Origin of the sequence: Pedococcus bigeumensis (assembly GCF_006438965.1) — a bacterium.
Classification (GTDB): domain Bacteria; phylum Actinomycetota; class Actinomycetes; order Actinomycetales; family Dermatophilaceae; genus Pedococcus; species Pedococcus bigeumensis_A.
Window position 1 is genome coordinate 639458 of record NZ_RCZM01000001.1, and the last position, 12360, is coordinate 651817.

The 12360-nt window shown below is 70.5% G+C and carries 10 protein-coding genes; 3 read left to right on the forward strand and 7 right to left on the reverse strand.

Annotated elements, in window-relative coordinates:
* Positions 1–65 precede the first annotated feature (65 nt).
* Positions 66–2183, reverse strand: coding sequence for a RecQ family ATP-dependent DNA helicase (locus tag EAH86_RS02910; RefSeq protein ID WP_140737087.1), 2118 nt, complete (start codon positions 2181–2183; stop codon positions 66–68).
* 48 nt (positions 2184–2231) lie between these two features.
* On the opposite strand from EAH86_RS02910, the gene EAH86_RS02915 reads away from it, so the two are divergent.
* Positions 2232–2708, forward strand: coding sequence for an acyl-CoA thioesterase (locus EAH86_RS02915; protein ID WP_140737088.1), 477 nt, complete (start codon positions 2232–2234; stop codon positions 2706–2708).
* Positions 2708–3346 carry a hypothetical protein gene (locus EAH86_RS02920; protein WP_140737089.1) on the forward strand — a complete coding sequence of 213 codons (639 nt, stop codon included), beginning with the start codon at positions 2708–2710 and terminating at the stop codon, positions 3344–3346. The genes EAH86_RS02915 and EAH86_RS02920 overlap by 1 nt, the downstream gene beginning before the upstream one ends.
* Here the strand turns inward: EAH86_RS02920 and EAH86_RS02925 are convergent.
* The 6 genes from EAH86_RS02925 to pepN form a co-directional block, all read right to left on the reverse strand.
* Positions 3328–4719, reverse strand: a complete 1392-nt coding sequence (locus EAH86_RS02925; RefSeq protein ID WP_161988551.1) for an MFS transporter — start codon at positions 4717–4719, stop codon at positions 3328–3330. The two genes, EAH86_RS02920 and EAH86_RS02925, sit on opposite strands and share 19 nt — an antisense overlap.
* Positions 4716–5510, reverse strand: coding sequence for a glycerophosphodiester phosphodiesterase (locus tag EAH86_RS02930; protein WP_140737091.1), 795 nt, complete (start codon positions 5508–5510; stop codon positions 4716–4718). Before EAH86_RS02930 ends, EAH86_RS02925 begins: the two co-directional genes overlap by 4 nt.
* Before the next feature lie 33 nt (positions 5511–5543).
* Complete coding sequence (locus tag EAH86_RS02935) at positions 5544–7226, reverse strand: glycoside hydrolase family 13 protein (RefSeq protein WP_140737505.1); 1683 nt, start codon at positions 7224–7226, stop codon at positions 5544–5546.
* A 432-nt stretch (positions 7227–7658) separates the two neighbouring features.
* Positions 7659–8072: a globin gene (locus tag EAH86_RS02940; RefSeq protein WP_140737092.1), complete on the reverse strand. Its 414-nt coding sequence runs from the start codon at positions 8070–8072 to the stop codon at positions 7659–7661.
* Positions 8069–9013 carry a mechanosensitive ion channel family protein gene (locus EAH86_RS02945; protein ID WP_241668151.1) on the reverse strand — a complete coding sequence of 315 codons (945 nt, stop codon included), beginning with the start codon at positions 9011–9013 and terminating at the stop codon, positions 8069–8071. The genes EAH86_RS02940 and EAH86_RS02945 overlap by 4 nt, the downstream gene beginning before the upstream one ends.
* Positions 9006–11555, reverse strand: coding sequence for an aminopeptidase N (gene pepN / locus EAH86_RS02950; protein ID WP_140737093.1), 2550 nt, complete (start codon positions 11553–11555; stop codon positions 9006–9008). The genes EAH86_RS02945 and pepN overlap by 8 nt, the downstream gene beginning before the upstream one ends.
* A 132-nt stretch (positions 11556–11687) precedes the next feature.
* Between pepN and EAH86_RS02955 the strand changes: the two genes are divergently transcribed.
* Positions 11688–12314 carry a DsbA family protein gene (locus EAH86_RS02955; RefSeq protein WP_277752315.1) on the forward strand — a complete coding sequence of 209 codons (627 nt, stop codon included), beginning with the start codon at positions 11688–11690 and terminating at the stop codon, positions 12312–12314.
* Positions 12315–12360 lie beyond the last annotated feature (46 nt).

The window sequence follows — 12360 nt, forward strand, 5'->3', positions numbered from 1 at the left end:
TGCAGGTCTTCCTGCCGATCTTCACCGTGCCGCTCGACCTGCCCCGCGACCCCCGCTCGGCGGCGTCAGGCGTCGATGGCCAGCACGAAAGGCAGGACGCCAGAGGCGCCGGCCCTGCGCAGGGCAGCAGCGGCGACGGAGAGGGTCCAGCGCGAGCTGGCGACGTCGTCGACGAGCAGGACGGGGCCGTCCAGCCCGCGTAGCGCCGCCGCCTGCTCGGGGCCGACCTCGAGCCGGCCCCACACCCCGGCCAGCCGGAAGGCGCTGTTGCCACCCGCCTCGCCGACCGGTCCGCCGTCCACCGGGTCGAGGGCGCCGAGCCACTGCATCCGCCCCATCTCGGAAATGCCCTTGGCCAGCGACTCGGTCAGCAGCGGGCGGGTGCGCGAGGGCACCATCGCCACGGCGACCGGGCGCTCCGCCCAGCCCCAGTCCCGCAGGATCGGGACACACGCGCGCAAGAGCTCCGGGGGCACCTCGGCATCCGGTGCTCGCAGCAGGGTTCGCAGCTGCTGGCCCCAGCCGAGGTCGGTCAGTCGGGCGACCGCACGCCCGGTCTCCATCGCCTCGTCGGGCTTGATCTTGCCCCGGACGGGCACACCCAGCCGGTCCATCCCCGAGGGCCACTGGGCGCGGGACTCGAGCTCGACACCCGCGCGCTCCAGCCTGCCCCGGGCGGTGGTGACCGCGGTCTGCGGGATCTCGGTGGGGAACCAGACTCCCGCGCACGAGTCGCAGCGTCCGCACGCGGCAGCAGAGTCGTCGTCCAGCGACTCCTGGAGGAAGGCCATCCGGCACTCGGTGGTCTTCTCGTAGGTGACCATGAGGTCCTGCTCGCGCACCCTGGCGGCGGTGACCCGGGCGTAGCGCTCGGCGTCGTAGCTCCACGGCTGGCCGGTCGAGGTCCACCCACCGGGCACCCGCTGCACGGCACCGTCGACGTCGAGCACCTTGAGCAGCAGCTCCAGGCGGGTGCGGCGGATGTCGACGATCGACTCCAGTGCGACCGTCGAGAGCGCCTTGCTGGACTCGGCGAGGGCGGTCAGGACGGCATCGGCCTGCTCCTGGCGGGGCATCGAGGCAGAGGCGAAGTAGGCCCAGATGTCCTTGTCCTCCGGCCCGGGCAGCAGCAGCACGTCGGCCCGCTCGGTGGCCCGGCCGGCACGACCGACCTGCTGGTAGTAGGCCACCGGTGAGGAAGGGGCTCCGAGGTGCAGGACGAAGCCGAGGTCGGGCTTGTCGAAGCCCATGCCCAGCGCTGACGTCGCGACGAGGGCCTTGACCTGGTTGTCGCGCAGCATCCCCTCGAGCCGCTCGCGGTCGGCCGGGTCGGTCCGGCCGGTGTAGGCGCGCACCTGGTGGCCGGCCTCGCGCAGCGCCACCGCGATGTCCTCAGCAGCCGAGACGGTCAGGGTGTAGATGATGCCGCTGCCGGGCAGCGAGTCGACGTGGGCGAGCAGCCACGCCAGTCGCTGCTCCGGTGAGGTCAGTGGCATGACGCCGAGCCGCAGCGACTCCCGAGCCAGTCCGCCGCGCAACGTCAGCACGTCATGCCCACCGGCGCCGAGTTGTTCGACGACATCGGTGACGACGCGGGCGTTGGCCGTGGCCGTCGTCGCGAGCACGGGGGTGTCGGCCGGCAGGGTGGTGAGCAGGTCGCGGATGCGGCGGTAGTCGGGGCGGAAGTCGTGGCCCCAGTCCGAGACGCAGTGGGCCTCGTCGACCACGAGGAGCCCGCACCGTCGCGCCAGGTCGGGAAGCTGCTCGTCGCGGAACCGTGGGTTGTTGAGTCGCTCGGGACTGACCAGCAGCACGTCGACCTCGTCGGCGGCCAGGGCTGCCGAGACCTGGCCCCACTCCTCGGCATTGGCGGAGTTCATCGTGACGGCGCGGATGCCTGCTCGGCCGGCTGCGGCGATCTGGTCACGCATCAGCGCGAGAAGTGGCGACACGATGACGGTCGGGCCGGCGCCCTCTGCTCGCCGCAGGGCCGTCGAGACGAAGTAGACCGCGGACTTGCCCCAGCCGGTGCGCTGCACGACCAGCACCCGCCGGCGCTGACCCACCAGCGCCTCCACGGCCTCGAGCTGCCCGTCCCTGAACTCGGCGTCCTCACGCCCGACGAGGCGCCTCAGCACGGTGGTGGCCTGGGTGCGCAGGTCGAGGGCCGCGGTTGTCTCCATGGCGACCACCGTATGCCGCCAGCCCGACACCCCTGCGAGGATGTCCACATGGCCCCCGATCCTGTGACCGAGCGCTACCGCGTGAACGTGCCGTTGCGGTGGAGCGACATGGACGCCTACGGGCACGTCAACAACGTGCAGTTCCTGCGGCTGCTCGAGGACGCCCGGGTGATCGGCTTCGAGGACTGGTTCGGGCAGGACCGGTCCGTGCTGTCCGAGGGGATCCTCGTGGCCCGCCACGAGATCGAGTACCTCGCGCCCCTCCTCTTCCGGGTGCCGCCGATCGTGGTCGAGATGTGGGCCACCAAGATCGGCGGAGCCGGCTTCGACCTGGCCTACGAGGTGCGCGACGGGCGGGCCGCGTCGGAGGGCGGTGACGGCGACACCATCTATGCCCGCGCCGAAACCACCCTCGTCCTCTACGACTTCACCACCAGCACACCCCGCCGGATGGACCCTGACCTGCGCGCCATGCTCGAACAGCACTCCGGCGCCCCGGTGCCCTTCCGTTGGCGCCGACGCTGATGGAGCTGACCTTCCCCGATGTCCAAGGACTCGACGACCTGCGCACCTACGTCGCCCGCGCCAAGGCGGCTGATGACGACGGTGCGATCCGTCTCCAGGCGCAGGGCCAGACCCTCGCCGCCTACGTCGGGGTGCTCCCCGGCAGCGGCCTGATGGCCGAGGGCGTCGTCATCGGCCTTCGAGCGATGCCGTTGGCCGCGCCCGCGCACGTCGACGTCACCGTCTCGCTGGCCGCGCTCACCGACCGGCTGGCACGGGAGACAGGCTCGACTCTGCCCCTCCCGCCGATGACCGTGAACGTCGCCTGGGCGGCGATGGCGCCACCGCGCGGCGGGTGGGAACGCGTCGGTGCCGTGACCGCCGAGGATGTGTATGCGGTGGCGCGGCAGGGCATCGAGGAGGTCGCCTCCGGTGCGCCTTCAGATGCTGGTGGGGCGGCGGTCGCCGCCCTCCGCAAGCACGTGTGGGGCCGACTCACCACGACGACGCCGCCGGTCCCGGCGGGCGGTGCGTTCGCGGCATACGTCCTCGGATTTGTTAAGGGTGATGGCGTCGCGCCAGGGTCAGAGGTGACGGTGTGGGCGCACGGCCGCTGGACGCGGCTGTCGACGCCCACGGGTCACGTCCTGATCCGCTGACCGGCCACGGCCACGAGCGAGGCGACCACGCTGAGTCCCAGCCACATCGTGACGAAGACGGGGATGTCCTGACCCGCGGTCGTGTGCCTGGCCGCGAACACCGCTCCGGCTGCCGCGATGCCGAGCACCGAGCCGAGCACGTCGGCGAGCTGGAGCGATGATGAGGTCGAGCCGTGGTCGGCCGCCGGCGTCAGCATCAGCGAAAGGACCGACAGGCTCGCGGTGCCCAGGCCCATGCCGAGGCCACAGGCGACCAGCGCCACCGCGATCAGCCAGGGATGCCAGCCGAAGTGGGTGACGGCCACGACGCCGAGCAGGCCGGTCGTGAGCAGCAGACCTCCGGCGCTGACGAGCTGGTAGCGGCGCCCGGCCCACCGGTCGCGGCCCTGGATCCACGACCCTGCTGACCAGCCGAGTGAGCCGACGGCCAGGATCGTGCCGGCGGTGGCGAGGGACTGGCCGCGCTCGTTGACCAGCATGAGCGGGATGTAGGTGATGGTGCCGAAGAACGAGCAGGTGAGCAGGAACCGCGCCAGCATCACCGACGGCAGTCCGCGTCGCATCAGCCACGTGCCGTGGGGGAGGAGCATCGGGGCGGTGGTCGCGATGCCCAGGACACCGATGACGGCGACGACGGTCTTGGCGGACCAGGTGAACTCGAGGTCGTGGGTGCCCCACTGCAGCGCACCCGCCGAGGCGGCGATGAGGACCCCGAACCAGGCGGCCCGCGCATGCTCCCGCCGGTCACGGCTGGAGTGGTCGATCCCCTCCCTGGCGCTCGCGATCTGTCTGCGCCGCGCCAACACCATGGCGAACGCCACGACCACGGGGAGCACCACGAGCCAGAACACCCAGCGCCACGACCAGGTGGTGGTGACCCACGCTGCGATCGGCGGACCGAGCAGGGAGGGCAGGACCCAGGCGGCCGAGATGACGCTGAACACCTTGGGGCGCAACGACTCCGGATAGGCACGGCCGATGACGACGTAGCCGGCGACGATGATCAGACCAGCGCCCAGACCCGCCACGCCGCGCCCGGCGAGGAACGGCCCGAACGACTGCGAGCCGCCACACACGGTGCAGCCCGCGGCGAAGAGGAGCTGCCCGGCGAACAGGGACGGCAGCGGGCCGGAGCGGTCGCACCACACCCCCGCGAGGACGATGCCGAGCAGCTGGGTGGTCAGCATCACCGAGAAGGCGAGCCCGTAGGACCGGACGGCGTCCAGCTCGCGGGCCGCGGCAGGCATGGCTGTCGAGACCGCCATGCCCTCGAACGCGATGACCGTGATCAGGGCCAGCAGCGAGATGGACAGCAGCAGGAACCGCGGGTGGAACACACCGACACGCGGCTCACCTGACGTGGTCGTGGTCACTGGCTCAACGGTACGCCGCGCTCGGCGAGCACCTCGGCAAGGGTGTCGATGCGGTCCGACACGATCCCGTCGACGCCGAGGTCGAAGAGCCGGTGCATCTCGGCCGCGTCGTCGATGGTCCACACGTGCACGTGCTTGCCCATCGCGTGGACGCGTTCGACCAAGGCCGGCGTCACCAGGTCGAGCCGGCGACCGCCGACCAGGTGGCCCGTCGGGACCTGCAGGACCGCGGCGGGGGAGCGGAGCCAGGAGGCGATCCGTTGCGGCGCCAGGCGCAGGGCAGCGACCTCGGCCGGGCCCGTCGCGGTGGCGAGGCGGGGACCGAGCAACCTGCGGACGGCGCGCAGCCGGCGGTCCGAGAAGGACCCGACGCAGACCCGGTCGATGGCCTTGTGTGCCCGGATCACCTCGACCAGCGGCCCGATGGCGCCGGGCGCCTTGACGTCGATGTTGATGCGGGTGTCGGGGAACTCCTCGAGCAGGTCCGAGAGCAGTGGGATCGGCTCCCTGCCGTTGATCCTTGCGGACTGCACTGCGGCGTAAGGCAGTTCGGCGATCCGGCCGCCCTTGTCGGTGACTCGGTCGAGCCGCAGGTCGTGGAAGGCGAGCAGGACGCCGTCGGCGGTTCCGTGCACGTCGGTCTCGAGGTAGCGGTAGCCCAGCCGCACCGCCTCGCGGAAGGCCGCCATGGTGTTCTCGAGGTGCAGGTTCGCCGCGATCTTGGCACCGCCGCGGTGGGCCAGCCCGATCGGCGTGGGTGCGTCGAAGTAGGCGAAGTCCGCTGCTCTCACGGCGTCAGTCTGCCGTGAGAGCAGCGGACCTGCTCAGGGGGCTGCCCAGACCGTGGTGTCGGTCGGCACCGAGCCGTCCGAGGTCAGCGGACCGGAGGCGACGAGGACCGACGCGCCGTCGGGCAGCGCCACCGGGTCGGCACCGAAGTTGGTCAGCACCAAGGTGTCCTTGCCCTGACCGGTGTTGACGAGGGCGATCACGTCGTCGCCGAAGCCATCGATGAACTGCAGGCCACCGGTGCCCAGGTCGCGCTCGCGGCGGAGGCGCAGCAGCCGGCGGTAGAGCTCGAGGGTCGACCCGTCCACGCCGTCCTGCTGGTCGACGGCGTACTCGCCGTAGACCGCCGGCTGGGGCAGCCACGTCTGGTCCGAGGGGCCGAAGCCGAACGACGGAGCGTCCTTCGCCCATGGCATCGGGACCCGACAGCCGTCGCGGCCGAGCTCCTTGCCGCCCGAGCGCAGGAACGTCGGGTCCTGCCTGACCTCGCCGGGCATGTCGGTGGAGTCGGGCAGGCCGAGCTCCTCGCCCTGGTACAGGTAGGCACCACCGGGCAGCGCCAGCATCAGCTGGGTCGCCGCGCGAGCCCGCTGGAGGCCGAGCGCCCGGTCGGGCTGCGGGTCGTCGGCACCGATGCCGTTGGGGCGGCGCTTGCCGACGGGCAGGCCGAGCCGTGAGGCATGCCGCACCACATCGTGGTTGGACAGCACCCAGGTGCTCGGGGCGCCGACGGAATCCGCTGCCACGAGGGAGGACTCGATGACCTCGCGCAGGTCCGGGGCACGCCACTGGCTCATCAGGAAGTCGAAGTTGAACGCCTGGTGCATCTCGTCCGGGCGGACGTAGCGCACGGCACGCTCCTGCGGGCGGACCCACGCCTCGGCCACGAGGATGCGGTCCGGCTCGCCGTACTCGGCGAGCACCTTGTGCCAGCGGCGGTAGACGTCATGGACCGAGTCCTGGTCCCACATCGGCGGCTTCGGCGAGCCGGCCTTCACCTCGCCGTCGAGGATGTGCAGCTCGACGTCGTAGTCGGGCAGCCCCTTCTCCTTGATCAGGCCGTGGGCGACGTCGACGCGGAAGCCGTCGATGCCCCGGTCCAGCCAGAAGCGCAGGATCGACTCGAACTCGTCGCCGATCTCCGGGTTGTCCCAGTTGAGGTCGGGCTGCTTCACGTCGAACAGGTGGAGGTACCACTGGCCGGGCTGGCCATCGGCCTCGGTCACGCGGGTCCAGCCATCGCCACCGAAGACGGAGTGCCAGTCGTTGGGCGGCAGGCTCCCGTCGGCGCCCTTGCCGTCCTTGAAGATGTAGCGGTCACGCTCGGGGCTGCCCGGACCGGCGGCCACCGCGGCCGTGAACCACTCGTGCTCGTCGCTGGTGTGGTTAGGCACGAGGTCGACGATCACCTTGAGGCCGAGCTCGTGGGCCCTGGCGACCATCGCGTCCGCGTCAGCGAGGCTGCCGAACAGCCCGTCGATGTTGCGGTAGTCGGCCACGTCGTAGCCGGCGTCGGCCTGCGGTGACTTGTAGAACGGGCTGAACCAGACCGCGTCGACGCCGAGAGCCTTGAGGTAGTCCAGCCGCGCGGTCACACCGGGCAGGTCGCCGATACCGTCTCCGTCGGCGTCGGCCCAGGACCGCGGGTAGATCTGGTAGATCACGGCATGGCGCCACCAGGCGGCGTCGGCCGAGGCGGCGGGGTGGATGAGGTGCATGGAGAGGGTCGTCGTCACGGTCAACCATGCTGACGCATCGAACGCGTTCGGGGAAACCGGCCTGCCACCGTCTTACCCAGCGGAACCGTCATTCTCGGCGGCTGCGCGACGAGGCGCGGAGGCATGCCGCCGACTTGTTGCCGACTCGTCGTCATCGACGCCCTGAATCGGTCGGCCGTGACGATCTGCCGGCAACAGGTCGGAGACCGTCCGGACTTATTGCCGACTCGTCCTCATCCAACTGTCCGAATGGATCCCGGTGACGATCTGCGAGCAACAGGTCGGAGGCCGTCCGGACTTGTTGCCGACTCGTCGTCATCCAACTGTCCGAATGGATCCCGGTGACGATCTGCGAGCAACAGGTCGGGGAGGCGAACAGCGAGGTATGCCGCGGGGCCGGGCCACGCGGCATACCTCGCCGTGCGTGGTGGCTCAGTCCTCGAGCGAGTTGACCATCGAGTGCGCGGCACGCTCGAGGTAGTCGCGCAGCAGCAGGTCGTTCGCCGGGGGCAGGTCGAGGGTGTCGACGGCCGCCATGATGTGGTGCAGCCAGCGGTCGCGCTGGGTCGGCGTCACCTTGAACGGGTGGTGCCGCATCCGCAGCCGCGGGTGGCCGCGCTGCTCCGAGTAGGTCGTCGGCCCGCCCCAGTACTGCTCGAGGAACATCCGGAACCGCTCCTCGGCCGGGCCGAGGTCGTCCTCGGGGTAGAGGGCCCGCAGCGGCGGGTCGGAAGCGACTCCGCGGTAGAACTCGTGGACCAGCTTGCGGAACGTCTCGTGCCCGCCGACCTGGTCGTAGAAGCTGCCGGACTGGTCCCCGCCGGGGGTCTGGGGGGTGCTGCTCACGGGGTGCCCCCGCCCGCCGGGCCGAACGGCGTCATGACCGGGGCCTTGATGCCGTTGGCGTCGAACGCCGCCTTGACCCGTTCGCGGATCTCGCGTGAGACGCCGTACTGCTGCTCCGGCGCGGTCTTGGCGATGACACGGATGGTCACGACCGAGCCCGTCATCGACTCGACGCCCACCACCTGGGGCTCGTCGAGCAGCCTGTCCTGCCACTCGGCGGACCCGTCCAGCTCGTGCACCACGGTGCGGATCAGGGGGATCACCTTGTCGAGGTTCTCGGAGTAGGCCACCGGGATGTCGACCATGGCGGTGGACCAGCCCTGGCTCTTGTTGCCGATCCGGATGATCTCGCCGTTGCGGATGTACCAGACGACTCCCTGCCCGTCGCGCAGCCGGGTGACGCGCAGCGAGACCTCCTCGACGGTGCCGATGGCCTCACCGGTGTCGATGACGTCGCCGACGCCGTACTGGTCCTCGAGGATCATGAAGATCCCGGACAGGAAGTCCTTGACGAGGCTCTGCGCGCCGAACCCGAGGGCCACCCCGCCGACCCCGGCTGTGGCGAGCACGGGGCCAAGGTTGATGCCGACGGTCGTCAAGACCGTGAGGACCGCGATCATGACGACGATGAACGTGACCATGCTGCGCAGCAGCGAACCCATCGTCAGGGTGCGCTGACGGTGTCGCTCGTGGGCTGAACCGGTGGCCTGGGCGAGGACGCGCCCCGCTCGGCTGGTCTCGCCCACTCGCCGGGCGTCGGAGCGCGCCAGGGTCGTGGCGACCACTCGGCCGATCGACCGCAGCGCCAGCCATCGCAGGATGACGGCCGCCAGCACGGTGATGACGATGTTGAGTGGCTTGCCGGTGAACCAGTCCCACGCCGAGTGCGGCGTGATGTCCATCAGAACCTGCAGGCTGAACCAGTTGAAAGCCTCAGGCATCGGCATCTCGCTGCTGGGCGCGCAGGGCGCGCGCGACCGGGTCGCGGTTCTCGGCCACCATGCGGCGCAGGGCCGCGTGCGCCTCGGGGTGCGCGGTCAACCACGACTGCGTCGCGTCGTGCAGGCGGGCGTCGGCGAGCGCTGTCGGGTAGAAGCCGCGGACCAGGATCTCGATGATCGCGTGCGACGTCTTGGTCTCCACGGTGTCGAGCATGGCGTGGTACTTCTCGACGTAGGGCTCGAGCAGGCTCGTGTCCTGGACCGTCCCGAAGCCCGCGGCGACCGCCTCGAGCACCGCGTTGGTGAGCCCGTCCTCCTCGACGCCGCGGCGCCAGGCGGTGGCCTTTGCCTCCGCGGTCGGGAAGGAGGCGCGCGCCTGCTCGGCGCGTTCGTGACCGGTTGCGGTGTTGTCGCGCTGCTGCTCCGCGTCGATGTCCGCGGGGGTCGCAGCGCCGCACGCGGCCAGTGAGATGAGCAGCCGCCACCGCATGTCGGTGTCGACGGCGAGCCCGTCGAGCACCTGCGTGCCGTCGAGCAGGGCGCGCAGGTATGCCGCGTCGTCGCCACCGCGCTGCTGCGCGGCAAAGGCCCCCACCAGCTGGAGCTGGGCGTCACTGCCGGGTGCGGCGGCCAGCGCGAGCTCGCGCAGCCCGGCCACGGCCTCGGCGGTGGTCTGCTCCCGGTGCTCGGGTGCGAGATAGAAGTGGAGGGTGGTGGACAGCTGGCCGAGCAGGGTGCGCAGCAGGGTCGAGTCGGTCTCGCCGGGGAGGGAGGCCAGCACGAGCTTCACGAAGTCACGAGCGCCCATCTCGGCGTCCCGGGTCATGTCCCACGCGGCGCCGAGCACCAGCGCGCGGGGCAGGCTGTCCTGGAACCCGCGCGGGCGGGCAATGGCCGTGGCGAGGGACCGCTCGTCGAGGCGGATCTTGGCGTAGGCGAGGTCGTCGTCGTTGACCAGCACCAGGTCCGGCACCGGTCGGCCGATCAGCTCTGGCAGGTCGGTCGAGTCCCCGTCGACGTCGAGCTCCAGCCGATCGGTGCGGACCAGCGTGTCGTCGACGACGTCGTAGAGACCGACGGCGAGACGGTGCGGTCGCAACGTCGCGAAGTCCGGGGCATGGGTCTGGGAGATCCGCGCCGAGGAGATGAGGCCCTGGTCGTCGGTCTCGATCTCGGGCCGGAGCGTGTTGACGCCCGCGGTCTCGAGCCACAGCTTGGACCACGTGCCGAGGTCGCGGCCGGACGTCTGCTCCAGCTCGTGGAGCAGGTCGGCCAGGGTCGTGTTGCCCCATGAGTGCTTGGCGAAGTAGGCCCGCAGACCGGCGGTGAAGGGCTCACGACCGACGTAGGCGACGAGCTGCTTGAGCACCGAGGCACCCTTGGCGTAGGTGATGCCGTCGAAGTTGACCTCGACGTCCTCGAGGTCGTGGATCGGGGCGACGATCGGGTGGGTCGAGGAGAGCTGGTCCTGGCGGTAGGCCCAGGCCTTCTCGGAGGTGCCGAACGTCGTCCAGGCGCTCGCCCACTCGGTGACCTCCGCCTGGCAGGTCGTCGACGCCCACTCGGCGAACGACTCGTTGAGCCACAGGTCGTTCCACCACTCCATGGTCACGAGGTTGCCGAACCACATGTGGGCGAGCTCGTGCAGCAGGGTGAGCGCCCGCCGTTCGACCAGGGCCTCGGTCACCTTGGCGCGGAAGACGTAGATCTCGCTGACCGTGACGGCCCCGGCGTTCTCCATCGCGCCCATGTTGTACTCGGGCGTGAAGAGCTGGTCGTACTTCTCGAACGGGTACTCGCAGTCGAACTCGTTCTCGAAGAAGGCGAACCCGAGCTTGGTGCACTCGAAGATGTTGTCGGCGTCGAGGTGCTTGAGCAGCGACTGGCGGCAGAAGATCCCGAGCGGGACGGTGCCCCGTCGCGTCTGCACCTCGTCACGGACCACGGCGTAGGGACCGGCGACGAGCGCGGTGATGTAGCAGGAGATCCGCGGGGTCGGCGAGAAGGCCCAGGTCGCGGTGCCCTCACCAGCGGGGGTCGGCTCGGGGGTGGGGGAGTTGGACACAACCTGCCAGTGGGACGGCGCGGTCACGGTGAACCCGAAGGTCGCCTTGAGGTCGGGCTGCTCGAAGACCGCGAACATGCGGCGGCAGTCAGCCACCTCGAACTGGGAGTAGAGGTAGACCTCGCCGTCCGCGGGGTCGGTGAAGCGGTGCAGCCCCTCGCCGGTGTTCATGTATGCCGCGGTCGCGTCGACCGTGAGCGTGTTCTGCTCCGCTGTCGACGGGAGGCTGAGGCGCACCCCGTCGAAGTGCGTCGCGGGGTCGAGCGCCTCGCCGTTGAGGGTGATCGACTCGACCGATGGCGCGATGAGGTCGATGAACGTCGACTCACCGGGCTCGGTGCACGTGAACGTCACCGTCGTCGTGCTGCGGAACGTGGTGTCCGAGGTGGTGAGGTCGAGGACGACGTCGTAGTGGTCGACGGCGATGACGGCGGCGCGGGCGGTGGCCTCGTCGCGGGTCAGGTTCTTGCCAGGCAACGGTGCTCCTGCTGAGGTTCGGGGGGTGTTCGAAGGACTCGGCCGCCATCCTCGCACGCGTGACGGGGTCGAGGACCACCGCCGGGAGCACCGCTTGTGCGGGTCTGCAGGGCCAATGGCAGGATTGGGGGTGTGAGTGCCACCGAGACTGCCGAGACCCGTTCGTCCGCCGAGTTCTGGTTCGACCCGCTCTGTCCGTGGGCGTGGATGACGTCCCGCTGGATGATGCAGGTCGAGGAGGTGCGTCCCGTGGACGTGACCTGGTCGGTGATGAGCCTGGCGGTCCTCAACGAAGGGCGCGACCTCCCTGACACCTACCGCGAGATGATGGACCGGGCCTGGGGGCCGGTGCGCGTCATCATCGCGGCGGCCGCCGAGCACGGTGACAAGGTCATCAAGCCGCTCTACGACGCCATGGGCACAAGCATCCACCTCGGTGGGGAGAAGGACTTCGCCAAGGTCATCGCCGGCGCGCTGGAGGAGGTGGGCCTCCCGTGGGAGCTCGCCGAAGTCGCCGACTCCGATGTCAACGACGCCGAGCTCCGCGCGAGCCACCAGCGCGCCATCGACCTCGTCGGTGACGACGTCGGCACACCGGTCATCGCGGTGAACGGCGAGGCCTTCTTCGGGCCCGTCGTGAGCCCTGCCCCCAAGGGCGAGGCCGCCGGACGGCTGTGGGACGGCTGTGTCCTCGTGGCGGGCACGCCCGGGTTCTACGAGCTCAAGCGGTCCCGGACCGTCGGCCCCATCTTCGACTGACGGACCACGACCGACTGACCCTGCACACGGACTCGAGGAGCACACC